Origin of the sequence: uncultured Flavobacterium sp., from assembly GCF_951805225.1 — a bacterium.
GTDB lineage: Bacteria > Bacteroidota > Bacteroidia > Flavobacteriales > Flavobacteriaceae > Flavobacterium.
The window spans coordinates 128,948-155,862 of sequence record NZ_OX638201.1 but is presented as its reverse complement, the minus strand read 5'-3'; the positions used below and the strand labels follow the sequence as shown (position 1 = coordinate 155,862).

Below are 26,915 nucleotides of genomic sequence, written 5' to 3'. Positions count from 1 at the left end.
ATAAATAAATCTGATTCTTATTTCAAACCAGAAATACTTTGCTCGATTGTAGCAATTTTTGCTAAAGCATCAGCTTCTTTTTGTTTTTCGTTAGCCAAAACTTTTTCTGGTGCTCCGGCAACAAATTTTTCGTTTGATAATTTTGCCTGAACTGATTTTAAAAAACCTTGCGTATAAACTAACTCTGCAGTTAATTTTGCAATTTCTTCTTCAACGTTGATGTTTCCAGAAATCGGAATGAAATATTCATTTGATTTTACACGGAAAGATAACGCACCGTCAACTTTAGAAGAAACATATTCGAAAGCTGAGATATTACCCAATTTCGTTACGATTGTATCGAAATAAGTTGTGATATTCTCGCTATTGATTGCTTTTAATTCGATTGCATCTTTAAATGGAATATTTTTATCTTTTCTGATCGTTCTAATTCCAGAAATTACTTCGATTGTACTTTCGAAATCAGAAATTAAACTTGCATTAAATGGTTTTAATTCTGGCCAAGTCGAAACAATTAAAGCTTCTTCTGGAGTTCTGTCAGCAATTAAATGCCAAATTTCTTCTGTTAAGAAAGGCATGAAAGGATGTAACAATTTCAAGTTACTTTCTAACATTTCGATTGCTTTATCAAACGTTGCTTTATCGATTGGTTGTTGATAAGCTGGTTTGATCATTTCTAAAAACCAATTACAGAAATCATCCCAAACCAATTTATAAATTGCCATTAATGAATCTGAAATTCTGTATTTCTCAAAATTACCTTCAATATCAACTAATGTTTGCTGCAATTTAGCTTCGTACCATTCGATTGCTACTTTTGATGATTCCGGTTGCGCAATAGTTTCAGAAACTTCCCAACCTTTAATCAGTTTAAAGGCATTCCATATTTTATTAGAGAACGCTTTTCCTTGATTACATAATTCTTCATCAAACATAATATCGTTTCCTGCAGAAGCACTCAAAAGCAATCCTACACGAACTCCATCTGCACTAAACTTTTCGATCAAGTCTAACGGATCAGGAGAATTTCCTAATGATTTAGACATTTTACGACGTTGTTTATCACGTACTAAACCTGTTAAATATACATTTGTAAATGGTTTTTCTCCTGCATATTCGTAACCGGCGATAATCATTCTGGCAACCCAGAAAAACAAAATATCCGGACCTGTAACCAAGTCATTTGTTGGATAATAATATTTATAATCTGCACTTTCCGGATCCATTATTCCACCAAAAACTGACATTGGCCAAAGCCAAGATGAAAACCAAGTATCTAATGCATCTTCGTCTTGACGTAATTCTTCAAAACTAATGATAATTCCTTTTGTCTCTTCTAATATTGCAACTGCTTCGTATTTATCATTAGCAACTACGAAATCTTCTTTTCCGTCTCCATAATAATACGCAGGAATTTGTTGTCCCCACCATAATTGGCGAGAGATATTCCAATCGCGGATATTGTTTAACCAATGTGCGTAAGTATTCTCAAAACGTTTTGGGTGTAATTTAATATCGCCATCAACCAAAACAGATTGGATTGCCGGTTTTACTAAATCTTCCATTTTCAAGAACCATTGATCTGATAATCTTGGTTCGATTACAGCTTTAGTTCTTTCAGATGTTCCAACTTTATTTAAATGGATTTCGGTCTTCGCCAAAGCTCCAATTTCTTCTAATTCTTTTGCAACTTCGGTACGAACCACAAAACGATCTTTTCCTTGATAATGCAATCCGAAGCTATTTAATGTAGCATCTTCATTAAAGATATCAACGATTTCTAGATTGTGTTTTTCTCCTAATGTTTTATCGTTCATATCGTGCGCCGGAGTCACTTTTAAACATCCAGTTCCGAATTCTACATCTACATATTCGTCTTCGATAATCGGAATTACTCGGCCACAAATAGGAACGATTGCTTTTTTACCTTTTAAATGTGTAAAACGCTCATCATTTGGATTGATACAAATTGCCGTATCTCCAAAAATAGTTTCAGGACGAGTTGTAGCAATAGTCAAAAATTCCTCAGTTCCTTCAATTTTATATTTTAAGAAAAATAATTTTCCTTGTTGTTCTTCATAAATAACTTCTTCATCAGAAAGAGTCGTTTTTGCTTCAGGATCCCAGTTTACCATTCTGTAACCTCTATAAATCAATCCTTTGTTATATAAATCAACAAACGATTTAATTACAGAAGCTGACATATCAGGATCCATTGTAAATTTGGTTCTTTCCCAATCGCAAGAAGCTCCAAGCTTTTTAAGCTGATCAAGAATTACTCCGCCATATTTATCTGTCCATTCCCAAGCGTGCGCTAAAAATTCTTCGCGGGTTAAATCATTTTTATTGATTCCTTCCGCTTTTAATTTTGCTACAACTTTTGCTTCGGTTGCAATTGATGCGTGATCCGTTCCCGGAACCCAACAAGCATTGAAACCTTTAAGACGCGCTCTACGAATCAAAACATCCTGAATTGTGTTATTCAACATATGTCCCATGTGCAAAACTCCTGTGACGTTTGGCGGCGGAATTACAATTGTATAAGGTGTTCTATGATCTGGTTCTGAATGAAAATAGTTGTTTTTCATCCAGTAATCATACCATTTATTCTCGATCGTTTTAGCGTCAAATTGTGCTGGAATACTCATTTATTAGGATTGTTTATTCGTTGATTCGTTTATTTGTTTAATCGGTAATTCGTAAAATTGTTTAATCGCTAAGTTGTTTTTTATAGTTCTTTTAAACCAATATTAAAAAAATCAACTAAACGACTTAACAGTTAAACAATTAAACCAAAACAAACTTTGGTTCAATTTTTGTAATTATAACTGACAGCAAAAGTAAATAATTAAAGACACTATAAAAAGCGAAATAAAAATTTGTGTATTAATTAAAACAAAGTATATTTACTTACAACTTAAAATAATTTCAAATGAAAAATGTTGCCACTTTTATTGTAATCGCATTGTTTTGTACAATTGGTTATGCTCAAAACGGCCCAAAAATTGAATTTGCTGCCTCAGACAACACAATTGATTATGGAAAAATTTCTAAGGGTGATAATGGAGTTCGCTCTTTTGAATTTACAAACACTGGAGATGCGCCTCTATTAATTACCGGAGCAGAATCTACAGTAAGCTCAATTGTCGTTACAAAACCAGCAGCAGCTATTTTGCCTGGTAAAAAAGGAAAAATTGATGTAAAATACAATATGGTTTCCGGTCCTATTCGTAAAACAATTACCGTTGAGACCAACGCCGTTAACTACCCTGATGGTAGAGTTGCCTTAAAAATTAAAGGCGAAGTTTTATAAAAAAAACAAAAATCTAAAAATAGTAAAGCCGTTTCTTAAAATTAAGGAACGGCTTTTTTTTGTGAATATGATTCTTCTTGATTAAACCCGACAGGTTTTAAAAACCTGTCGGGTTTGTCGTAGAATGTGATGAAATTTAGATTCTCAAATCTTTGTCAAAGTTTAAAACTTTGACAAAGATTGAACTTTCGTTGCGGAGTTACTTACGAAGATTTGCTTCGCCTGTTCGCTATCGCTCGGGTTTCCTTCATCGAAATGACAAGATTGTGGCTACTTTTCAGTTTTCTCAACACATTCAGTAGTCGAAAACTTATACTTTACCTTTTCAAAATCGATTGGTTTATCTTTTACCAAGTAAGTAACTCCCATTGTCGTTTGCATGGTTCCGTTTCCTAAAATAAGTTGTTTATCACGTTTTAAAAGAGCCATTGGGTTTTTGAATTTCGTGTTTTTATTTGCTGCATCTACAAATGTGTAGTCAATAAATAAGGTATCTCCGTGAAATTCACCTGCCACTTCACCCGTTCTTACTGTCGAAGGAGCAACTTTCATTACCATATCTCCAGCTAATTTTCCGTTTTTTAAAGTATTTAATTTTAAATCTATTGTATCTTTTTCGTAAATCGCTTTATAGCATTCTGTGCTTACAACTTTTTCACCTTCTGCTTTTGCTGCTTCGGCCTCTTTTTGTTTTTCTTCATTTTTACAACTTTGGAATCCTATACAGATTACCAATAGACAAGGCAAAACTAGATTTTTCATATTTTAATATTTTGTTCAAGGTTATTTTATAAAATTAAATAAAAAAGAAGCCAAAAAAAAGGCTTCTTTTTAAAATTATATTTTTTATTTAATCTAATGTCATAAAATCAATATTTACAACTTATTAATTACAAATTCGCTTCGTCTGTTTAATTCGTGTTCTTCTTCTGAGCAGGAATCATCTGTTTTACATTTTATAATTGGCACAGATTCTCCATAACCTTTAGCAGTAACACGACTTGCATTTATACCAGACTGAATGATAAAATCTCTGGTCGAATTTGCCCTTTTTTGAGACAGTTGTTCATTAAATTTAGCGTTTCCGCGTGAATCTGTATGCGAACCAATTTCGATAACCATTCCCGGATATTTATTCATCAAAGCTACAACTCGTCCTAAAACTACTTTAGATTCTTTTCGGATATACCACATATTGTAATCAAAATAAATAGGATCTGTTTTGATAATTAATCGGTCTTTATTGTCTTTTACAACATCTTTTTCCTGTTTTAAAATCTCAGCTACTTTTTCCTTTTTCTTGGCTTCGGTCGCTTCTTTTAAGGCAACAAGTTTTAATGCTTCTTTTTTCTTGTTTTCTTCTTCTATGATAATCTCTTGCTTTCTCTTGTTTTCGGCGTTTTGCTTCTCTTCCAGTTTAATTGCATCTAATGATTTTAGTGCCAATGAACCATCGTTAGTCGCATATCTCACATTTCCAATTACCAGATTTCTAGATTCGTTGGTGTATTTTTCTTTAAAAGCAACAATTGTATAAGAGCTTTCGCAGGCAACTGTAAAACTGAATTTCCCATCTGAACCTGTCGTAATTGTATTTAATGTCTTTTTATCCGAATCCTGCACTATTACGGTCGCATTTTCAAGAACCAAATTGGTATTTATATCCGTAATTGTTCCTGCGATATATTGTTTGCAATCTTCTACAATTAACTCTTTTGTTTCTTTGAATGTATAAATGTCATCGCTCCCTTTTCCTCCTTCTCTATTTGACGCAAAATATCCTTCTTTGGTATTTGAATCAACATTAAACGAAAAATCATCTGAATTTGAGTTTAATGGTAAACCGATATTAATTGCTTTCGTGTATTCATTTCCATTTATTTCAGAAACAAAAACGTCAAGCGATCCATAACCTAAATGTCCATCTGAAGAGAAATAAAGTTTATTATCTTCAGAAACAAAAGGAAATTGTTCTCTTTTATCTGTATTAACATTTGGACCTAAATTTCGCGGAGTGTCAAATGCTCCTTTATTAATATTTACGGAATAAATATCAAATGAACCTAATGTTCCCGGCATATCAGATGCAAAGTATAATACTTTTTCGTCTGGACTTAGCGCAGGATGTTCTACAGAATAATTTGGGCTATTAAATGGTAATGAAACTATGTTTGTCCATTTTCCTTCGACTAATTCGACTTTAAAAATCTGAAGATTTGAGATTTTCTGATCGTTCTTTTTCTTTCTTCCGTTTTTAGAATTATTACGTGTAAAATAAATTGTTTTTCCATCTTTTGTAAAAACAGCATTTGATTCGTGCATTCCGGTTTTTAATTCATCGGCAAAATAAGTAATTGGAGCTTCAGCAGAATTAATACTCTGAAGTGGAACTTTTACAATATTAAGATAAGTTTCATTATCCCATTTGTACTTTTTATCAAAAAATCCCGGTTTTAGTTTTACTCCGGCAAAAACTAAATTGTCTTTATATTTTACGGCTCCAAACTCGGAATTTGGCGTGTTTATAGCCAGATTATTAATCTCAAATCGTTTACCAATTGCAGATACATTTTCTAATATTTTTACTTCATTTTCAAAATTAGCAAGATCTTCAGGTTTGCCTGATTTCGTATAATATTCTCTTAGAACAGTATTTGCATCATCATAACTATTTGTCGCTTTTAGTGTCTGTGCGTATCTATAATAATAATCTTTGTTTAAATCATTACTATAGTTTTTAACTAGAAGTCTATAGTAACGTTGCGCTTTTACCAGATCATTAGTATAATAATAAGAGTCTGCCAGATTTTTAATGACTTCCTGAGAAGGTTTTTCTTCGGCTAATTTTTCATATAATATAATGGCTTCGGCGTAATACGTTCTATCAAAAAATTTCTTTGCTCTAACCAATTCCTGATCCTGGGCATTTATAAACTGTATTGAAAATACGAATATAATAACGAGTAGTTTTTTCATATTTTTCATTTTAAAAGAATCTAGGTGATTTGTCAAATCCTTTTCCTAATAGGTCTAAATCAAAAAGCAGCATGATTTCATGTGTCCCCGAATTAAACTGTCCAAAATTTGTAAGTGTATAATCATACGCATAACCCACTCTTAAAGTAGGTGTTACATTAAAATTAAACAAAGCACTTACTGAATCGTCAATTCTATAAGCTGCACCAAATTCAAATTTATTATTGTATAAAACATTGGCTGTCAGATCTATTGAAAGTGGCGCTCCTTTTACAATTTTTGTCATGAATGCGGGTTTCAATTTCCACATATCATCAAGCTGAAAAACATATCCTGCGGTTAAGAAAGTATGAATGTTATCAGATCCAAAAGCATTTACTCCGGATTTTTTTTCGATATATTTTGATTTCAATAAATTAGGTACAGAAAGACCAACATACAGGTTATCTCTAAAATAATAAGCTCCAACTCCAATATTAGGTTTAGTTGTATTTATATTTTCGGCGAAAGCCATATCTACTGCTGGATCATTAAAGCGAAAACCGTTAAAATTGGTTTGCATTGATGATATTCCTGCTTTTAATCCTAGTGAAAGTTTGTTTTTTCCGCCTAAATCCAGAACATATGCAAAATCAGCGTAAACATTGTTTTCTTTTTTAGCGCCATCTCCAATATCATCTGATATAAATGAGATTCCGGCTTCGACTTTCTCTGAAATTGCGGTGTGACCAAAAAAGGTAAATGTTTTTGGCGCTCCAACTGCACCAACCCATTGTGTTCTGTACAAGGCTCCAAAATTCATCATAGAAGGAATTCCTGTTGCATAAGCAGGATTCACCACACTCATATTATACATGTAATGTGTGTATTCCGGATCTTGCTGTGCAGAAACGGATGTTATTGAGAGAAAGAAAGTTATATAGAGTATTATTTTTTTCATGTGAAATTTATATTAAAAAAATTATCGATTTAAATAAAGACGCCCTTGTTGAGGAGGTTTATTGTCTTTATTAAAATAGAGAATGTAAAAATATACTCCGTTTGGTGCTATTCCGCCGCCAATTCCACTTTGTTCATAGTTTATTCCGTCCCACGCCGGCTTATTTTTAAAGCCTTTATACATTCCATTTCCATATCTATTAAAAATTTCTAGTCTATAATTTGGATATAAAAAGTCGATATCCGGAATGGTAAAAGTGTCGTTAACTCCGTCTCCGTTTGGAGAAAATCCATCTGGAATAAAAAACGGATATTGAGGAGAATCACAATCAATTAATGATACTGTTACGGGAATATTTTGTACAGATAAGCATTTTGTATCTGCAGTTAAATCAAATCCATAATAGGTACGTTTATCAACTAAAGGTGTTGATGGAGGCAATAAGTTTCCATTATTTGGCGCATCGTACCAAACCACTGTCGAAGGTGAATCTGTTTTATTAGATAAATCTGAAATCATAGGATTGTCTAATCCGCAAAATTCCGGAGTACCGATTAATACAGGCGCAGCAGGATCATTTATTGTAACGGTTATCATTGTAGGTTCAGAGATACAGTTTAATGTAGTTTCTCTGATATAATAATTTTCATCTTTTAATAAATAAGTACTTGCAAGAGGAGTTGTTGCTGTTGCTGAATTATACCAGGAATATTGCGCTCCTTTTGGTTCTAAACTGGCAATTGTGGCGTTATCAACTTTACAAAATTCCTGATTTGTAGCTGTTGGTGCAACCGGAATAGGTTTTAGAGAAAAAGGATCTGCTACACCGCTTACATCAATACTACAAGTCGTTATATTATTAGTCAATTTTACGGCAGAAATTGTTGTCGCTCCAGTATTTACGAGCAAATTGGCAGGAATCACAAAACTTGCATTCCCATTTGTGGTGGTCAATACTACGGTTTGTACAGTAGCGGTGTTAGCTCCTGAAAGTGTATATGATAATGTAACATCAGTTAAAGTTCCTAAACCAGAAACTGTAGTTAAAACATCGGCGCCAAAGCAAACATCATCAACTTTCAGTTTCAAATTTGAAGCATCGGGTAACGGATTTATTAAAATATTTCCTTTTAAATTCGCACTACTAACACATTGCGAAATTACATTGGTAATAGCAGTAATAGTAACTATTGAAGTTCCGCTTTTTTGATTGAATATACTGGGAATAACAAAATCATTTGCGATACCTCCGGTAAAAGTTACTCTTGCAATTTGTGATGATACATTATTTGCTCCTGAAATATTATAAACAATATCATACTCACCATTATCAAGTTTAATAGCGTCTGTGATTTGAAGCGTCGCATCATCATTCTGACAAACAGTTGTGGGAGTTATATTAGAATCTGTTAAATCAGGATTTTGATAAATAACCAATTCATCAGATAAATTACCTATAATATTCCTACAGGCTTTCACACTAAGTTCTGCAAATATATCTACAATACTGACCGTATAACGCCCAACTCGTCTAAAATAATCTGAACTTATAGGAAATATCAATACTCCATTTACAAAGTTTGATTTTATCAATTCTCTCTTGCCATCTAGTCCGGAAACATCAAATATTACATAATAACTTCCATTTGGAATTACTTCGTTTCCTCTTGTAATAGTCACGGAATATTTTGCAGTTGCAATTTCAGTTTCACAAATATCTGAATTAACCTGAACTACTGCTCCGGTAAAATCCAACTTCTTTTCAAGACGAATTCGCACAGTCGTTTCTGCGTTCGCACAAATTGTGTTTTTAGAAAGAACTCTGTAGGTAAAATAATAATCTCCTTCGCCAAATTTATTATATATAGCCTGTAAATCAACAAAATGATCCAGAGCAGAAGTTAACTCTCCTGTATTACCCAGATCAGTCCAAGTACCATCATTGTCTTCTTCTGTTAATAAATCATTCAAATCATAGTTTGTGTAACCCGATAAACCATCACTTGCACACAAAAACAAAACATCTGGCTTTCCTGATTTTGGAGCTTTTTTTACAGAAACCACTGCGGTTGAAGACATTTCCGGACAAGTACCAACAGCAGCCATAGTATAGGTAAATTGAAAATTGCCTTCTAAATCTTCAACATCAAATGTAGATCCTACCAATTCACCTGTACCATCGTTGCGCCATTGACCGTTAGATTGTGGTCCTAGCGTAAGTCCGCTAAAGGCATTAAAAAGATTATAACTTTTCATTGCGCTACAAACGGTTACATTTGGAGAAGTAACGCCTGAATATCCTCCGATAGTAACTTCAATTTCAGCTGAATTATCTGTGCAACCAGCAACTCCTGTAACGGTATAAGTATAATGATAAACGCCGCTTCTGCGAATAGTTTGTGCATCTAAAATACCTGTGGCTGGATTTAAACCACCTGAACCATTAACATCTTTCCACACTCCGCCAGAAACCGGTGTTCCATTTAATTTTGCAAATAAATTTATTGTTTTATTGGCGTTATTTGGCAAATCACAAACTGAAAATGCACTATCATCGCCTGCACATTGTGAATAAATCGTAGAAGGAAAAATTGATATAAAAACTAATAACAAAAATATTTGTAAGAAATTATTGTAGTTTTTGATCATAAACTATTATTTTTGCATAAACTTAATAAAATATTAACGCTCCTTAATCAAAAAAAATACTTTAACAGTTAATTTTTCACAAAACTCAGACATATTACAAAAATACTATTGAAAATCATCATTTTAATTAAAAAAAGTGATGATTTTCTAATTGAATTTTCTACAATTCATCTTCTAATCTAAATCTGAATTTTAGCAATAAACTATTCCTTTCAACCTCCAGATTTATCCAGGTATCATCTTCAGATTTTAATAGATTATTTATCTGTTGTAAGGTGTATTTATAAGGTTTGACACCATTAATGCTAACAACAATATCTCCTCTTTGCAACCCGCATTTTTCGGCAGGAGATTCTTTCCTAATATTTACTATTTCGTAAACAGGTTTTAATAAAAATTTATAGATGAAATCTCCGTTTTTCTTTTGGCCTGAATCCAAATCATTTGTCGATGTAACAACTTGTATCGTTTCCATATGAACTGTCTCCTGAACCCACTGCAAACCGTTATGCTGAAGCACAATACCACTTTTATTATACGTAAATGGTTCCGAAAATTTACCATTTTTCTTAAGATATATTTTTCTGTCGGCGTAGTCTAAAACAATTCTGAAACGTTTTAAAACTTCTCCTCCTACTGAACCAATTCGATCCGGAACCATTTTAACATTACGAATAGATAAGGAATCCGGAAAGGAAACAATTGGTTTTTTAAATTTAAACTCATCGATAGAAAACTCATCAATTTTAGCGCGATGTCCTTCAATATCTCCACTAAATCCTTTTCCTAAAAAATCAGGAAAGTTCTTTTTAGGCAATTTAATTTTTTTGTTTTCGAAAACCCAAAAAGCATCACTGTTTCCAATATCGATTAGAAGTTTTGCAGGAATTTCGACATCATTAACCGTTGCTGTTGTATAGATATAAGGTTTAGACTTCTCTATGGTTATTGGTATTACTTTAAATTTTTTCTCGAATTTTTTCTTTACTTCTTCATTGTTTAAATGAACGATAATTTTCTTCTTTTGATAGTTGATTTCTATTAAATTATTTTTAAAAAATTTATATCCTATAATTCCATTTACGGGAATCCCAATATGTGATGACAAATTAAAACTCTGATCTAAAATAATAAAAACCATATGATTATTAGATCTTAAACCATGTGTTTCAAAAGTATTATTTGTTGATTTTAGCCCTTCGATTTCTTGTTCGCTTCCTAATCCTCTCAGTTTTATTTTTTCTACATTATTAAAACGTACTTCTTGTTTTTCTTCCATACTAAACAAGATTGTTTCTTCTACGCCGGAATCCAGTAAGAAGTTCAACTCAACTCCATTTACTTTTATCGGAATAAAAATGAGATTATTAATCAACTGAAAAGGAATAGTAACCTTCTTACTATTGTTTTGAATCAAAAAATCACCTTGAGCATTTCCTAAGAAAGATGCCAAAAGCCCAAAAAACAACATAAAATATTTTCTCATTGATAATTATTTATTATAAAATTAGTAAATATATTGATAATTGTTACATTTTTATAAGTCCCTTTAATGTTTACGTTAAATTCGAAAAAAAAATGCAAATTTGCACTTCAATAATAAAGCTCATGCCAACAATTTCACTCAAAGGCAGAAACATGCCCGAATCACCGATACGTAAACTTGCTCCTTATGCAGATCTTGCAAAACAAAAAGGACATAAAGTGTATCACTTAAACATTGGTCAACCGGATATCAAGACACCCGAAGTGGCCATCGAGGCGGTAAAAAATATTGATTTAACTCTTATAGAATACAGTCCGTCTGCCGGATATGAAAGTTATAGAAAAAAATTAGCTAAATTTTACCAACGCCAAAATGTAAATGTAAACTCAGAAGACATCATTATTACGACTGGTGGCTCTGAAGCCTTATTGTTTGCACTGGCCACAATTACAGATCCGGGAGATGAAATTATTATTCCTGAGCCTTTTTATGCTAATTATCATGCATTTGCGTCATCAACCAGCGCAACAGTAATTCCTGTGATTTCGACGATCGAAAGTGCTTTTGCTTTGCCGAGTATTGAAACTGTCGAAAAACTGATTACGCCTAAAACTAAAGCTATTTTAATTTGCAATCCTGGTAATCCAACAGGTTATTTATATTCAGAAGCAGAAATAAAACAACTTGCCGGCTTAATTAAAAAGCACGACTTATATTTAATTGCTGACGAAGTTTACCGTGAGTTTTTGTACGATGGAGATGATGTTCATTATTCTGTAATGAATCTTGAAGATGTACAGCAAAATGTAATCATGGTCGATTCTGTTTCAAAACGTTACAGTATGTGCGGAGCAAGAATTGGTTGTTTGGTAACTAAAAATAAAGATGTTTTGGCAACTGTAATGAAATTTGCCCAAGCACGTTTAAGTCCTCCAACAATTGAGCAAATCGCTTGTGAAGCTGCAATCGATACGCCACAGAGTTATTTTGACGAAGTAATTTCAGAATACAAAGAACGTCGCGATACTTTAATTACCGAATTAAACAAAATTGAAGGCGTTATAGTAACCAAACCAAAAGGTGCTTTTTATTGTATTGCTCAATTACCAATTGACAATTCAGAAGATTTTGCACAATGGCTTTTAGAAAGTTATGATCTTAACGGAGAAACTGTAATGGTTGCTCCTGCTGCAGGTTTTTATTCTACGCCGGGAATGGGACTTAATCAGGTAAGAATTGCTTATGTTTTGAATAAGAAAGATTTAATTACCGCTGTAAATATTCTAAAAGAAGCACTTTTGGTCTACAACAAAAAATAAGAACAAAAAAATAGAGTACTTCAAAAGACAATAACAGGCTATGTTATTGTCTTTTGTATTTTAAAATAATCACAATTTGGTTTTAATTTAAATTATATCCAAAAAGGAGTAATTAAATAGTAAAAACGATAGAAAAGGTTTGCTTTTTATTAATTATCTTTACCGCCTTAAAAAGAAATACCCATACTAATAGTAGTTTTTAATGATAAATAACGAAGATTTTTTAGACGAAATAGGAGACAATCATTTCAGCAGCAACGCAAAAAACCCTGTAAGACAGGATGCTTTTGACTTAAGTGATGACGAAAAAATAGAAAAAATAAAAAAAGATGTTGAAAACATTCTCCAAACACTTGGAATGGATTTGACAGATGATAGCATAAAAGGCACTCCAAACCGAGTAGCCAAAATGTTTGTAAAGGAGATTTTTGGTGGTTTAAACCCTTCAAAACAACCAAAAGCTTCAACTTTTGATAATAACTACAAATATGGTGAAATGTTGGTAGAGAAAAACATTACTGTTTATTCTACTTGCGAACACCATTTACTGCCAATTATTGGTAGAGCTCACGTTGCTTATATTTCTAGCGGAAGAGTTATTGGTTTATCTAAAATGAACCGAATTGTAGAATATTATGCTAAAAGACCTCAGGTTCAAGAGCGTTTAACAATGCAGATTGTTCAGGAATTACAAAAAGCTTTAGGTACTGAAGATGTTGCTTGTATTATTGATGCAAAACACCTTTGCGTAAATTCAAGAGGAATCAAAGATATCGAAAGCAGTACTGTAACATCTGAATTTGGTGGTAAATTTAAAGATCCTCAAACTAAAAGAGAGCTTTTAGATTACATTAAATTAGATACGCAATTTTAGTTTAATCGGTAAATCGTTAATTTGTTTAATCGCTTCATTGCAAATCTCAATTTACGATTAAACAAATTAACAATTAAACCAAAATACATGTATACTTTTTCGTTTGAAAAGCTAGAGGTTTGGCAAAACTCAAGAATGTTTATTTTGGATATTTATAAATTAACTAGTAAATTTCCAACAAATGAATTGTTCGGACTAACTTCTCAAATAAAAAGAAGTTCTGCTTCAATTGCTACAAATATTGCAGAGGGAACTTCGAGAAATACGAATAAAGATAAAGCTCATTTTTTAACGATTTCGTATTCATCAGCAATGGAAACTTTAAATCATTTGATTATTTCAAAAGATTTAAATTATATATCTGATGTTGATTATACTCAATCTCGTGAGAAAATTGAAAAAATTTGTAATCAGATAAATAGTCTAAAAAAATACTATCTTTCAAAAGAATAAAAATAGATTTTTTAAAACGATTACGTAGTTTAACAATCACAAATAAACGGTTAAACAAATAAACGATTAAACAGTTAAAAAGAATATGCCTTTATATACAACACAGCCGCTAAAAATATACAATTCACTTTCGGGTGAAAAAGAAAATTTCAATCCTATTCATGAGGGAAATGTTGGAATGTATGTTTGTGGACCTACAGTTTATAGCAATGTGCACTTGGGAAATGTGAGAACATTTATGTCCTTTGATGTGATATTCAGGTATTTTTTACACCTTGATTATAAAGTTCGTTATGTTCGAAATATTACCGATGTTGGTCATATTGTAGACGACGTTGATGAAGGCGAAGATAAAATTGCCAAAAAAGCACGTTTGGAACAACTTGAACCTATGGAAGTTGTGCAACGCTATACGGTAGATTTTCATGACATTTTGAAATCATTTAATTTTTTACCGCCAAGTATTGAGCCAACTGCTACAGGACATATTATTGAGCAAATCGAAATCATCAAAAAAATTATCGACAAAGGAATTGGTTATGTAGCCAACGGATCTGTTTATTTTGATGTTGTAAAATATAACGAAACCAATAATTACGGGATTTTAAGCGGTCGAAACATAGATGATATGTTAGCCAATACTCGTGATCTTGATGGACAATCTGACAAAAGAAATCCTCAGGATTTTGCACTTTGGAAAAAAGCAGAACCACAACACATCATGAGATGGCCTTCGCCTTGGAGCGATGGTTTTCCGGGTTGGCATCTTGAATGTACTGCTATGAGCACCAAATATCTTGGAAATCATTTTGATATTCACGGAGGCGGAATGGATTTAAAATTCCCTCACCACGAATGTGAAATTGCTCAAAACGAAGCTTGTACAGGTCAATCTCCGGTAAATTATTGGATGCATGCTAATATGCTTACTTTAAACGGTAAAAAAATGGCAAAATCTACTGGAAATAATATTTTACCAGGTGAGATTTTAAGCGGAGACAACAATATATTAAGCAAAGCATTTTCGGCTTCAGTAACACGTTTCTTTATGCTACAAGCGCATTACCGAAGTATTTTAGATTTTTCTGATGATGCAATTGTTGCTGCCGAAAAAGGTTATAAAAGATTAATGGAAGCTGTTGATGCTTTACCAAGTATTTCAGCAAGCGCAACCAGTTCTTTAGATATTGCATCTTGGAAACAATTGTGCTACGATGCCATGAATGACGATTTTAATACACCAATTTTAATCGCGCAATTATTCGAGGCTGTTCGTTATGTCAATTTATTAAAAGAAGGAAAAGAAACTATCTCTGCAGAAGATCTAAAAACTTTCACAGAAGCAATCAATGCTTTTGTTTTTGATGTTTTAGGTTTAAGCGATGAGAAAGCCGCTGATAGCAATAATGACAAATTAGAAGGTGTAGTAAACATGCTTATCGGAATGAGAAATCAAGCCAGAGCAGATAAAAACTTTGCACTTTCTGACCAAATTCGCGATCAGTTAATTGCCTTAGGTATTCAGTTAAAAGACGGAAAAGAAGGCACAAGCTTTTCTATATAATCCATTTATTTTCTAATAAATCATGAAAGTAATTACTCCATTTGTTTTATTAGTGCGTTTCTATCAAACTGCAATTTCGCCATTTACACCGGCGTCATGCAGATTCGAACCAACATGTTCGAGCTATATGATTGAAGCCTTGCAAAAACATGGATTATTTTATGGAGGTTATTTGGGAACGAAACGCATTTTGAGTTGTCATCCTTGGGGAAGAACCGGTTATGATCCTGTTCCTGAAAAGAAATGTTCACACAAACATTAACTTTTCATAAAGATGATCTCTATTTTAAACATTTATTTTTGCAACCAATAAAAACACAATACTATATGAAACACGCCTTAAACATCGTTTGGAATCCTTCAGAAGGAATCGATTTAGGATTTTTTATGATTCGTTATTACAGCTTAATGTTCGTAATTGCTTTTGGTTTAGGATGGTTCATAATGAAAAAAATCTTTGAACGCGAGAACGAATCAATAGAAAAATTAGATTCTCTATTTGTTTGGACTGTTTTAGCAACTTTAATTGGCGCTCGTTTAGGACATGTTTTCTTTTATGATTGGGAATATTTCAGAAATCATTTATTAGAGATCTTTTTACCGGTAAAATTCGAACCTAAATTTGAATTCACAGGTTTTCAAGGTTTAGCAAGTCATGGTGCTGCAATTGCGATTATTATTGCAATGTATTATTATAGCAAAAAAATCTTAAAACGTCCATTATTATGGATTTTAGACCGTGTTGTTATTCCGGTAGCGAGTGGCGCTATTTTTGTTCGTTTAGGGAATTTTTTCAATTCAGAAATCATTGGACACGAAACTAAATCTGCATTCGGAATTCGTTTTTTGCACGATACATTTAGCAAAGCCGAAGCTGTAGAAAAAACTCAAATCGCTAATCCAAAAGATGCTTATACTGCAATTGCAACAGATCCTAAATTTGCTGATTTATTAGCTCAGGTTCCTGCAAAACATCCAACACAATTGTACGAAGGAATTTGCTACATATTTGTATTTGCAACCTTGTACTTCTTATACTGGAAAACAAATGCAAGACTTAAATCAGGATATTTATTTGGATTGTTTTTAGTTCTATTATTCGCAGTACGTTTCGTTGTGGAATTTGTAAAAGAAAGTCAAGGCGGAATCGAAGAAGAATTAGGCATTTTCTCAACAGGACAATGGTTAAGTATTCCGTTTATCATTATCGGACTTTTCTTCATTATCAGAGCACAAAGAAATCCTTTAGCAGAATCTTAAAAGATTTTTTATAATATAAAAAACGCCCAATACTTTACTCTATTGGGCGTTTTTATTTATAGACAATACGAAACCAACTTCAATATTTTTGGTATTATAACCTGCATTTTCACTATTTAATCCCGCATTAGAAACATGCCGTACACTTGGACGGAGATCAAACCTAAATTGATTTACCTGCGCCGAAACTCCAAGTGCAAAAACATCGGCAAAAGCAAAACCATTAGTCATACGTTCTGTTTCAGTATCCGTAATCATTGGCCCAATACTTCCTAAAGCATAAACCGAAAATATTTTGCCAATTGGCTTTCTAATTAAAAAACCCAGATTTAAAACATATTCATGAATATCTTTCAACTTTGTATATTCTTCTCTTTTATGAATATAATCTGGTGTTTCAGGTTTTACAAAATAAAGATTAAGCAATTGGTGTGTTGCAAAATAAACTTCGGGCTGCACTAATATTTCAAACTGAAAATGTTTCGTTTCTTTTAATCGATAGTATAACTGAAGCTTATAAAATTGGTTTGTGAAAGTGTAATTTCTATTAGTGAATTCACTACCAATGCCATAATTAAAACCAATCGCAAAATTGCCTTTTTTAGCCTGCGCAGAAACCTCGAATACACAAAGAACAAACATTATAACAAATAGTAATTTTCTAATCATAAATAAGCTTTAAAACACTTTAAATATAGCACAAAAAAAAGATCCAGCTTTCACTGGATCTTTTTAATATAATTTAAGCAGTTAATTATGCTGCATTATGTTTGTCTTCGATTGTATGTTTATCATCTTTAGAAATCGTATCAACCAATACCGGTGTAGCGATAAATAATGAAGAATAAGTACCTACAACAATACCAATTAACATTGCAAAGATAAATCCTCTGATAGATTCTCCACCAAAAATAAACATTGTCAATAATACAATGATCATCATTAATGACGTATTCAATGTTCTAGATAATGTAGTATTAATAGAAGCGTTTACGATATCTTCAAAACTACCTTTACGGTTTCCAATGATAAACTCTCTAATTCTGTCAAATACAATTACAGTATCATTCATAGAGTAACCAATTACAGTAAGGATTGCAGCGATAAAGTGCTGATCCATTTCCATATGGAAAGGCATGAATTTATAACATAAAGAGTAGATTCCTAATACAAAGATTACGTCGTGCGCAACAGCTGCAATCGCACCTAATGAATATTGCCATTTACGGAAAGAGATCATTAAGTATAAGAAAATAACTGCCATCGCTCCAAGAACCGCCCAGTATGAGTTAGTTTTAATATCTTCAGAGATAGAAGCTCCAACTTTAGAAGATTGTAAAACTCCAACTTTTTTACCGTCAAAAGTGTTAGTGAATTTTTCATAAGTAACATTAGGGAAATATTTCGCCAATGCATCATATAATTTTTTGTTCACTTCTTCGTCAACAGCAACACCGTCTTCTTTAATTTTATATTTAGTTGTGATTTTCAATTGATCATCATCACCTAAAATTTTTGCTTCAACCGGAGTTCCAAAAGCAGCAGACAATTCATCTGACACTACAGTAGCATCGATTGGTTTTTCAAATTTAACCTGGAATGTTCTTCCTCCAACAAAATCAACACCTTCATCTAATCCGTTAACGAAGAAGATAGAAACTAAACTTACTACAACTACAATAGAAGAGAAGATATAAGTGAATTTTTTGATTTTAATAAAGTCAAAGTGGAAATTAGTAAACCAGTTTTTAGTAATGTTTGTAGAGAAAGTTAAATCTCCTTTTCCAGCAATATTTCTATCGATGAAAATTCTAGCAATAAAGATTGATGTAAACAATGAAGTTACGATACCAATAAGTAATGTTAAAGCGAAACCTTTAATTGGTCCTGTTCCAAAAATAAACAAGATAGCTCCAGTTAAAACGTGAGTAACGTTTGCATCAATAATAGAACGCATTGCACCGTGCCATCCGTAAGATGCTACAACTGCTTCAGATAAAGATTTACCTTCACGTAATTCCTCTTTTGCCCTTTCAAATATAATGATGTTCGCATCTACCGCCGTACCTAATGTTAATACGATACCTGCGATACCTGGTAATGTTAATACAAAACCAAAACTTGCCATAATTCCAAACAAGAAAAGTAAGTTCAATAATAACGCAAGGTTAGCATACCAACCAGCTTTACCATAATAGAATACCATCCATAAACAAACTAATAAAAATCCTAATACAGATGAGATTGTTCCAGCATCAATTGCAGCCTGACCTAAAGATGGTCCTACAACTGTTGATTGAATAATATCTGCAGAAGCCGGTAATTTACCTGCATTCAAAATGTTAGCTAAATCTTTAGTTTCAGCAACATCAAAAGATCCTGTAATTTCAGATCTTCCTCCAGCAATTGGTCCACTAGTTACTCCAGGAGCAGAGTAAACTACGTTATCAAGAACAATAGCAATATAACTTTTTTGAGAAAATGCTCTTCCTGTTAATTCTTCCCAGATTTTAGCTCCCTGGCTGTTCATTTGCATAGAAACAGCTGGTTTTCCTAATTGGTCAAAAGTATCTTTTGCATCAGTTACAACACCACCAGCCATTGCAGGAGTATTATCTCTGTTTCCTTTTAAAGCGTATAATTCTACTGCTTCAATATCTTTTTGTTTAGCATCTTTAATAGTAGTTGGTTTACTCCAAACAAATTTTGCATTGTGTTGGTCAGCTGCTAATAAAATTCTAATATCTTGTCTTTTTAAGTATCCATTGATAACTGCAGTATCTTTTGGAGCGAAGTAACCTAAAACTGGTCCACCACCTTGACCAAGCATTTTGTCAAATAATGGATTGTTTCCTTTTTTAGTATCAACAGAATCTTTAGCGTCAGTTAATAAAGCATTCAATGAATCTTTAGCAACACTTTTAGTTTCAGTTTTTTTGATTTCAGTCTTTTTAAGCGCTTCGTTAGCAGCAACTAAAAAGTTTCCAACTTCTTCAATTTTATAAGTTTCCCAAAACTCTAATTGAGCTTTTCCACCTAATAATTTTTTAATTCTATCAACATCCTTAGCACCTGGAAGTTCCACTAAGATTCTTCCTGTTTCTCCTAATTTTTGGATGTTTGGTTGTGTAACACCAAATTTGTCGATACGCTCTCTCAATACTTTGTAAGCACTCTCAACAGACTCATCAACTTTTCTTTTGATTACTTTTTGAACTTGTGAATCTGACATTTGAAAGTCAATTCCGCCTTCTCCTTGTAAACCTCTGTTTGCAAAAATATCTGGTGAAGCTAATTTTGTAGTTCCATTTGAATTTGCTTCAAAAGCTTCAAAAAACTTATTTAAATAGGTTTTGTTTCCTTCTAAATTTGCACTTGCATCAGCTAATGATTTATTAAATACCGGATTTTTAGAATTGTTTGCTAATCCTTTTAAAACGTCTTTAATAGAAATTTGAAGAATCACGTTGATTCCTCCTTCTAAGTCAAGACCTTTGTTTAGTTGTTTGTTTTTTACTTCATTATAAGTAAAATCCGTGAAACCAAGATTGTAAACTTTTACTTTACCGATAGAATCTAAATATTTTAGCTCTTTATCAGGATTGTCTCCTGCAAAAGCTTTAGCCTCACTTTTGACACTGTTTGCCACAAAAGTGAACGAAAGTTGGTAAATACTTACCAATGCAAATAGAATTGCGAAAAATTTAATAAGTCCTTTATTCTGCATTATTACTAAAAATTAATTATGTTTTATTGTTTGTTTTTTGTTTTAAAGTCCCATAAAATAAGCCCTGACATGAGTTTTTAAAACTAAAAAATCGAGATCACGAATTACAACATTTTTTTTAAACCGAGCAAATATATAATTAACGAAAACATTAACCAATTTATTTATTAATTAATCTTAAAAAAAAGACTGCAAAAGTGCAGTCTTCTCCTTTTTTTTCGAAAATCGTTATACTAAAATCGACTTTAGGGCATCATTCATTCCACGAACTGCATCTGCACTTTTAGCAAATAAAGCCTTTTCCTGATCGTTTAATTTGATATCTAAAATTTCTTCTACTCCGTTTTTACCTATTATACAAGGTACTCCTATACATATATCATTTTGCCCATATTCGCCTTCTACGAAAACAGAACAAGCAATCATTTTCTTTTGATCGTTTAAGATACTGTCAACTAAATAAGCAACAGAAGCTCCTGGCGCATACCACGCAGATGTTCCTAAAAGACCTGTAAGAGTTGCTCCTCCAACCATTGTATCAGCAGCTACCTTTTGCAAAGCTTCTTCAGACAAGAATTCTGTTACCGGAATTCCGTTATAAGATGCCAAACGTGTCAAAGGAATCATAGTTGTATCACCATGTCCACCAATAACCATTGCAGAGATATCATTTGCAGGTTTATCAAGAGCTAATGAAAGATAAGTTCTAAAACGTGAACTATCTAACGCTCCACCCATACCAATAATTCTGTTTTTTGGTAATCCTGTAGCTTTTAAAGCTAAATATGTCATAGTATCCATTGGATTAGAAACTACAACTATTATAGTATTCGGAGAATGTTTCAATACGTTTTCAGCAACTGTTTTTACAATTCCTGCATTTATACCAATTAATTCTTCACGAGTCATTCCTGGTTTTCTTGGAATTCCAGATGTAATAACCACTACATCACTTCCGGCGGTTTTAGAATAATCGTTGGTTACTCCAGATACTTTGGTATTAAAACCAGTATTTGTAGCACATTGCATAATATCCAATGCTTTACCTTCGGCAAAACCTTCTTTAATATCCAACAACACTACTTCGCTTGCAATTCCTCTATAAGAAATAGCATCTGCACATGTAGCTCCAACATTTCCTGCTCCTACAATGGTAACTTTCATATTTTATACTTTATCGGTTATTAATTTGCTTATTTTATAAAATAAACAATTCGTTTAATTGTTTTAGTAAATTTAAACAATTAAACGAATTGTAGTGTTAAAATTTATTATGCATCGATATTTGCGTAAACTGCATTTTTCTCGATAAATTCTCGACGTGGCGGTACCTCATCTCCCATTAACATTGAGAAAACTCTATCAGCTTCAGCCAAACTATCGATTGTTACCTGACGTAAAGTTCTAAAACTTGGATCCATTGTAGTTTCCCATAATTGCTCCGCGTTCATCTCTCCAAGACCTTTATAACGTTGAATAGCAGCACTTCCTCCCATTCTCTCGTTTGCCTGATCACGTTGAACATCATTCCATGCATATTCTTTCTTGTTTCCTTTTTTAACTAAGTATAAAGGTGGCGCTGCAATATAAACGTGACCTTCTTCGATCAATTCTTTCATGAAACGGAAGAAGAACGTTAATATTAAGGTAGAAATGTGACTACCATCGACATCGGCATCACACATGATGATTACTTTATGATATCTTAGTTTTTCAAGATTTAAGGCTTTACTATCTTCTGCAGTACCAACGGTAACTCCTAATGCAGTAAAGATGTTACGAATCTCTTCGTTTTCGAATACTTTATGATGCATCGCTTTCTCAACGTTCAAAATCTTACCACGTAATGGTAAAATCGCTTGAAAGTTACGATCACGACCTTGTTTTGCTGTTCCACCAGCCGAATCTCCCTCGACAAGGTAAACCTCACATCTTGCAGGATCCTGCTCAGAACAATCTGAAAGTTTTCCTGGCAATCCACCGCCACCCATAACGGTTTTACGTTGTACCATTTCACGTGCTTTCTTAGCAGCGTGACGGGCTTGTGCAGCCAAAATTACTTTCTGGATAATGATTCTCGCATCATTTGGATTTTCTTCCAAATAATTCTCTAACATTTCTCCAACAGCCTGAGAAACCGGAGAAACTACTTCTCTGTTTCCTAATTTTGTTTTAGTTTGTCCTTCGAATTGTGGTTCTGCAACTTTTACCGAAATAATAGCTGTTAATCCTTCACGGAAGTCATCTCCCGCAATTTCGAATTTCAGTTTATCCAACATTCCGGATGCATCTGCGTATTTTTTAAGGGTTCTTGTCAAACCACTTCTAAAACCTTGTAAATGCGTTCCTCCTTCGTGTGTATTAATGTTATTTACATAAGAGAAAATATTCTCTGTATAACTTGTATTATAAATCAAGGCAACCTCAACCGGGATTTCACCTTTTTCGTGATCCATGCTGATTACGTGAGAGATAATTGGCTCACGGTTACCATCTAAATAACGAATGTATTCTTTAAGACCTTCGTCAGAATGAAATACTTCGCTTTTAAATTCACCTTTTTCATCAACTTCTCTTTTGTCTGTAAACGTGATTGTGATTCCTTTGTTTAAGAAAGAAAGCTCACGCATACGAGCTGATAAAGTATCATAAGAGAATTCTATAGTTTGAGTAAAAATAGTATCATCAGGATAAAAAGTCTGACGTGTACCTCTTTTATCTGTTTCTCCAATTTGTTTAACCGGATATAATGATTTTCCTCTTTCGTATTCTTGTTCGTAGATTTTACCGTCTCTAAAAACAGTAGATTTCATATGCACAGAAAGCGCATTTACAACAGAAACCCCAACACCGTGTAAACCTCCGGAAACTTTATAAGAATCTTTATCAAATTTACCTCCGGCACCAATTTTAGTCATTACTACCTCAAGTGCCGAAACACCCTCTTTTTTATGTAAATCAACTGGAATACCACGACCGTTATCTTCAACTGTTACCGAACCGTCTTCATTTATTGCAACACCAATGGTATCACAATGTCCTCCCATCGCCTCATCAATAGAGTTATCAACAACCTCGTAAACCAAATGATGTAGCCCTCGAACCCCCACATCTCCAATATACATCGATGGACGCATTCTTACGTGCTCCATTCCTTCTAATGCCTGAATACTATCTGCTGAATAATTGTTCTTCTTGATTTCTTCGCTCATATAATTTATTCTAAAAAATGTAATTATTGTCTAACACGCAAATATATAAAAACGCAAATTATATATCAGTTAAAATACAATTTAAAGCACTTAAGTTATCAACACAATTGTCTGAAAAAGCAAAAAATAAATTCCAAATTCCAAAAATTAGCCTCTTTTAAAAATAAAACCAAAAAAATCTTCAATTTTTTCCAATTTTAAAAACTTAAGATGAAGCAAAAAAAATCCGAAATAACAATTTTAATGTCATTTCGGATTTTATAATTCACCCCAAATTACAATTTGGAATTTATAATATTTGGATTTTCACTCTTTATGATTTCTTATTAAAATCTCCTGCATAAACAGAAGTCATTTTTTCTAAGCTCAAATACTTCTTCAAAACAGCATTTACTTCTTCAACTTTTAATGCTTTAACTTTGTTTTCCAAGTCATCATAATCTTCCAAAGGAATTCCGTATTGCAAATAAGTGTTTACAAGACTCATTAAAGTATCATCACTACCCAATCTTGTTTTTCTTTCATTTTGCCAACTAACAAGGTTTGATTTTAATTCATCAGCTGTAAAACCATCTTTTAATGCTTTTGCAATTTCCTCTTTTGTAGCAGTTTCAACAGCATTCTTTTTTGTCGGATTTAAAAAAGCATAATACGACCATGAAGCAACATCACTTGTAACAGGCACATCAATAAATGAACCAGCTCCGTAACTTATCCCTTCTTTTTCTCTCAATCTCATCGGAATTCTTGCACTTAAAAATCCTCCGCTTCCTAATATTTCATTAGCCATTACAAATGCAGGATAATCTGCACTGCTTCTTGTCATTTTAAAACCAATTCTACCAAGCGCTACCGCATTTTCTTTATCTGGAGTTATAAAATCCTTATCCGATACTTTTGTTTCAAAATAAGTAGGTTTAGCTAATTCATATTTTGATTTTGAATTCCATTTTCCAAAAGTGTTTTCTAAAATCTCAACTGTAGATTTTCCTTCTAAATCTCCTACAACACTTCCAACACCATTATTTCCTCCAAGAATGTTTTTATAAAAATCTACAATTTCAGTTTGTTTGATTTTTTTAAACGCATCTATTTGTTCCTGAAGTGTTGGTGTATAAAAAATACTCCCTTTAGGATAATTTGTCGTTTGTCTTGAAAGTTCCGTAAAAGCAACTGATTGCGGATCATTAAGATTTCCTTCTAAATAAGTGTTGTATTCGCTGATTGTTTTTGTTAATTCATTTTCCGGAAAAGTAGAATTAGCAAGCAAATCACCCAAAATCTCCATTACTTCTTTAAAATTTTCTTTATAAGTATTTACATTTACCGATAAAGTTTGTCTTGAAAAATTAAAATAAATGCTTGATTTTAATTGATCTAAACGATCGCTAATTTGTTCTTTAGTTCTGGTTTTCGTTCCCGTTTTTAACAACTGAGCCAAAATTCCTCCGATATCTGATTTTCCGGTTAAATCCTTTTCGTTACTTACAGGAAATTGAAAACTAGCCTGAACCTTTCCGCCTTTTATTTCTTTTTTGATTAAGCCATATTTTGCTCCATTGCTCAATTTACCTTCTACAAAATTTTGTTTCAAATTCTTGATAGAAGCCTCAAATGCAGCAACTTCTTTTTCTAAAGCTTTTCCTTTGTAATCTTTCGTCAAAGCCACAATTTGATCATCTGTATATTCAACAGGTTTCACACGTTGCTCATCTTTAGACGGAATAAAAATCCCAACCGTTCTATTGTTACTTCTGAAATATTTATCTGCAACTCTTTGAATATCTTCTTTAGTCAAATTTTCAACTGCATCTCTGTACAGAAAACCTAATCTGTAATCTCCGGCTCCAACAATCTCAGTAAGATTTATTGCAAATGAAATAGTATTATTTTTTATACCATCAAGTTGTTTTATGATTTTTGCCTTAGCTCTCGTTACATCTTCGTCAGTATATTTAGTCGTTCCTATTTTATCCAACTCTGTTCTAACTAAGTCTTTAGTAGCTTTAATATCTTTATCGTTAGGAACTGCAACTCCAAAATAAATATAACTTGCATCTCTTGTTGTTGGCTGCCAATAATAAATACTAGACACTTTTTGAGTCTCAATTAATGACTTGTATAAATATCCGGATGGATCCGAAGTTAAAATTTCGCCCAAAGCATCAATTGCAGCATAATCCTTATCTACATAAGCTGCTGTATGATACAAAGCACCAATATTTTTACTGTCTCCAGCTCTGTTTAACTCAACGTATTTTTCACCATCTTGTGCAGGTTCAACTGTATAAGTTTTATCCAAAACTCTTTTTGGTTTAGGAATAGCTCCAAAATATTGCCCAACATATTGCAAAGCTTTTTGTTCATCAAACTTACCCGCAATTATCAAAGTTGAATTGTCCGGCTGATAATATTTTTCATAAAAAACTCTAAGTGTATTTGCTTTTACTCTTTCTATATCTTCTTTACTTCCAATAGTACTTTTCCCGTAATTGTGCCACAAATAAGCCGATGAAAGTATTCTTTCCTGTAAAACACGATCAGGATTATTTTCTCCAATCTCAAATTCGTTTCTTACCACAGAAAACTCTTTCGATAAATCCTCTTGCAAAATAGTCGCGTTTATCATACGATCCGCTTCCATTTCGATACTCCATTTTAGATTTTCATCACTTGATGGAAAAACTTCGTAATAGTTAGTTCGGTCAAGCCAAGTTGTTCCGTTTGCATTTCCACCTTTATCAGAAAGCATTTTTTTAATATCACCTAAATTTTTGGTACTTTTAAAAAGCATATGTTCCAGCAAGTGCGCCATACCTTTCTCGCCGTAACCTTCATTTCTCGATCCTACATTGTAAACAATATTTACAACCATATTGCTTTGAGAAGCATCCGGAATCAAAAGGACTTTAAGTCCATTATTTAAAGAATATTCCTTAACACCTTCAACATTTTTAATGTACTTGGGCGCAACAGGTTTTTGTGCATAAACTGAACTCACTGAAGCTAATGAGCAGCAAAGAATTCCACTTAATAATAAGTTTCTCATAGATTTTAGTTAAAGGATTAGTTAATTTCTGGTAACCAAATATAATATTTTTCCTAAACACGATATATAAATATTAACTTACTTTTAGTAATT

The 26,915-nt window shown here is 32.8% G+C and carries 18 protein-coding genes; 7 read left to right on the top strand and 11 right to left on the bottom strand.

Annotated features, from left to right (window positions below; genetic code table 11):
- Positions 1–17: 17 nt before the first annotated feature.
- Positions 18–2,648 (bottom strand): valine--tRNA ligase, encoded by a 2,631-nt coding sequence (locus WN975_RS00700; RefSeq protein ID WP_337964747.1) that lies wholly within the window; start codon positions 2,646–2,648, stop codon positions 18–20.
- Between the two features lie 284 nt (positions 2,649–2,932).
- Here WN975_RS00700 and WN975_RS00695 point away from each other — a divergent pair, with 284 nt between their 5' ends.
- Entirely contained in the window at positions 2,933–3,313 is a 381-nt protein-coding gene (locus WN975_RS00695) for a DUF1573 domain-containing protein (RefSeq protein ID WP_337964746.1), read from the top strand.
- Between the two features lie 270 nt (positions 3,314–3,583).
- Here the strand turns inward: WN975_RS00695 and WN975_RS00690 are convergent, their stop codons facing one another.
- From WN975_RS00690 to WN975_RS00670, 5 genes are all read right to left on the bottom strand, one after another.
- Positions 3,584–4,075 (bottom strand): hypothetical protein, encoded by a 492-nt coding sequence (locus WN975_RS00690; RefSeq protein ID WP_337964745.1) that lies wholly within the window; start codon positions 4,073–4,075, stop codon positions 3,584–3,586.
- A 114-nt stretch (positions 4,076–4,189) separates the two neighbouring features.
- A complete protein-coding gene (locus WN975_RS00685; RefSeq protein ID WP_337964744.1) occupies positions 4,190–6,289 on the bottom strand; it encodes an OmpA family protein in 2,100 nt (699 codons plus the stop codon).
- Between the two features lie 10 nt (positions 6,290–6,299).
- Positions 6,300–7,229, bottom strand: a complete 930-nt coding sequence (locus WN975_RS00680; protein WP_337964743.1) for a type IX secretion system membrane protein PorP/SprF — start codon at positions 7,227–7,229, stop codon at positions 6,300–6,302.
- 21 nt (positions 7,230–7,250) lie between these two features.
- Positions 7,251–9,878 carry a gliding motility-associated C-terminal domain-containing protein gene (locus tag WN975_RS00675; protein ID WP_337964742.1) on the bottom strand — a complete coding sequence of 876 codons (2,628 nt, stop codon included), beginning with the start codon at positions 9,876–9,878 and terminating at the stop codon, positions 7,251–7,253.
- Positions 9,879–10,038: 160 nt separating this feature from the next.
- A complete protein-coding gene (locus WN975_RS00670; protein WP_337964741.1) occupies positions 10,039–11,364 on the bottom strand; it encodes a PDZ domain-containing protein in 1,326 nt (441 codons plus the stop codon).
- Positions 11,365–11,486: 122 nt separating this feature from the next.
- Between WN975_RS00670 and WN975_RS00665 the strand changes: the two genes are divergently transcribed.
- The 6 genes from WN975_RS00665 (at position 11,487) to lgt (ending at position 16,834) form a co-directional block, all read left to right on the top strand.
- Positions 11,487–12,683 (top strand): pyridoxal phosphate-dependent aminotransferase, encoded by a 1,197-nt coding sequence (locus WN975_RS00665; RefSeq protein ID WP_337964740.1) that lies wholly within the window; start codon positions 11,487–11,489, stop codon positions 12,681–12,683.
- A 202-nt stretch (positions 12,684–12,885) separates the two neighbouring features.
- Positions 12,886–13,557: a GTP cyclohydrolase I FolE gene (gene folE / locus WN975_RS00660; protein WP_099711369.1), complete on the top strand. Its 672-nt coding sequence runs from the start codon at positions 12,886–12,888 to the stop codon at positions 13,555–13,557.
- A gap of 87 nt (positions 13,558–13,644) precedes the next feature.
- Complete coding sequence (locus tag WN975_RS00655; RefSeq protein ID WP_337964739.1) at positions 13,645–14,010, top strand: four helix bundle protein; 366 nt, start codon at positions 13,645–13,647, stop codon at positions 14,008–14,010.
- An 85-nt stretch (positions 14,011–14,095) separates the two neighbouring features.
- Complete coding sequence (gene cysS / locus WN975_RS00650) at positions 14,096–15,574, top strand: cysteine--tRNA ligase (protein WP_337964738.1); 1,479 nt, start codon at positions 14,096–14,098, stop codon at positions 15,572–15,574.
- Between the two features lie 22 nt (positions 15,575–15,596).
- The gene (gene yidD / locus WN975_RS00645) at positions 15,597–15,836 is read left to right on the top strand and encodes a membrane protein insertion efficiency factor YidD (RefSeq protein WP_074656595.1); all 240 of its coding nucleotides are present in this window, start codon (positions 15,597–15,599) and stop codon (positions 15,834–15,836) included.
- A gap of 65 nt (positions 15,837–15,901) precedes the next feature.
- A complete protein-coding gene (gene lgt, locus WN975_RS00640) occupies positions 15,902–16,834 on the top strand; it encodes a prolipoprotein diacylglyceryl transferase (RefSeq protein WP_337964737.1) in 933 nt (310 codons plus the stop codon).
- A 39-nt stretch (positions 16,835–16,873) separates the two neighbouring features.
- On the opposite strand, the gene WN975_RS00635 is transcribed toward lgt, so the two are convergent.
- The 5 genes from WN975_RS00635 to WN975_RS00615 form a co-directional block, all read right to left on the bottom strand.
- On the bottom strand, positions 16,874–17,503 hold the full coding sequence (locus WN975_RS00635; protein ID WP_337964736.1) for an acyloxyacyl hydrolase: 630 nt from the start codon (positions 17,501–17,503) through the stop codon (positions 16,874–16,876).
- An 85-nt stretch (positions 17,504–17,588) separates the two neighbouring features.
- On the bottom strand, positions 17,589–20,561 hold the full coding sequence (gene secDF, locus WN975_RS00630; RefSeq protein WP_337964735.1) for a protein translocase subunit SecDF: 2,973 nt from the start codon (positions 20,559–20,561) through the stop codon (positions 17,589–17,591).
- A gap of 228 nt (positions 20,562–20,789) precedes the next feature.
- Complete coding sequence (gene mdh, locus WN975_RS00625) at positions 20,790–21,725, bottom strand: malate dehydrogenase (RefSeq protein WP_337964734.1); 936 nt, start codon at positions 21,723–21,725, stop codon at positions 20,790–20,792.
- Between the two features lie 107 nt (positions 21,726–21,832).
- Positions 21,833–23,773 (bottom strand): DNA topoisomerase (ATP-hydrolyzing) subunit B, encoded by a 1,941-nt coding sequence (gene gyrB / locus WN975_RS00620; RefSeq protein ID WP_099711362.1) that lies wholly within the window; start codon positions 23,771–23,773, stop codon positions 21,833–21,835.
- A gap of 313 nt (positions 23,774–24,086) precedes the next feature.
- The gene (locus tag WN975_RS00615; RefSeq protein WP_337964733.1) at positions 24,087–26,822 is read right to left on the bottom strand and encodes a pitrilysin family protein; all 2,736 of its coding nucleotides are present in this window, start codon (positions 26,820–26,822) and stop codon (positions 24,087–24,089) included.
- Between the last annotated feature and the right edge of the window lie 93 nt (positions 26,823–26,915).

Coding starts and splice junctions, on each gene's coding strand:
- WN975_RS00700 (WP_337964747.1), bottom strand. CDS start 2,648: ATGAGTATTCCAGCACAATTTGACGCTAAAACGATCGAGAATAAATGG.
- WN975_RS00695 (WP_337964746.1), top strand. CDS start 2,933: ATGAAAAATGTTGCCACTTTTATTGTAATCGCATTGTTTTGTACAATT.
- WN975_RS00690 (WP_337964745.1), bottom strand. CDS start 4,075: ATGAAAAATCTAGTTTTGCCTTGTCTATTGGTAATCTGTATAGGATTC.
- WN975_RS00685 (WP_337964744.1), bottom strand. CDS start 6,289: ATGAAAAAACTACTCGTTATTATATTCGTATTTTCAATACAGTTTATA.
- WN975_RS00680 (WP_337964743.1), bottom strand. CDS start 7,229: ATGAAAAAAATAATACTCTATATAACTTTCTTTCTCTCAATAACATCC.
- WN975_RS00675 (WP_337964742.1), bottom strand. CDS start 9,878: ATGATCAAAAACTACAATAATTTCTTACAAATATTTTTGTTATTAGTT.
- WN975_RS00670 (WP_337964741.1), bottom strand. CDS start 11,364: ATGAGAAAATATTTTATGTTGTTTTTTGGGCTTTTGGCATCTTTCTTA.
- WN975_RS00665 (WP_337964740.1), top strand. CDS start 11,487: ATGCCAACAATTTCACTCAAAGGCAGAAACATGCCCGAATCACCGATA.
- folE (WP_099711369.1), top strand. CDS start 12,886: ATGATAAATAACGAAGATTTTTTAGACGAAATAGGAGACAATCATTTC.
- WN975_RS00655 (WP_337964739.1), top strand. CDS start 13,645: ATGTATACTTTTTCGTTTGAAAAGCTAGAGGTTTGGCAAAACTCAAGA.
- cysS (WP_337964738.1), top strand. CDS start 14,096: ATGCCTTTATATACAACACAGCCGCTAAAAATATACAATTCACTTTCG.
- yidD (WP_074656595.1), top strand. CDS start 15,597: ATGAAAGTAATTACTCCATTTGTTTTATTAGTGCGTTTCTATCAAACT.
- lgt (WP_337964737.1), top strand. CDS start 15,902: ATGAAACACGCCTTAAACATCGTTTGGAATCCTTCAGAAGGAATCGAT.
- WN975_RS00635 (WP_337964736.1), bottom strand. CDS start 17,503: ATGATTAGAAAATTACTATTTGTTATAATGTTTGTTCTTTGTGTATTC.
- secDF (WP_337964735.1), bottom strand. CDS start 20,561: ATGCAGAATAAAGGACTTATTAAATTTTTCGCAATTCTATTTGCATTG.
- mdh (WP_337964734.1), bottom strand. CDS start 21,725: ATGAAAGTTACCATTGTAGGAGCAGGAAATGTTGGAGCTACATGTGCA.
- gyrB (WP_099711362.1), bottom strand. CDS start 23,773: ATGAGCGAAGAAATCAAGAAGAACAATTATTCAGCAGATAGTATTCAG.
- WN975_RS00615 (WP_337964733.1), bottom strand. CDS start 26,822: ATGAGAAACTTATTATTAAGTGGAATTCTTTGCTGCTCATTAGCTTCA.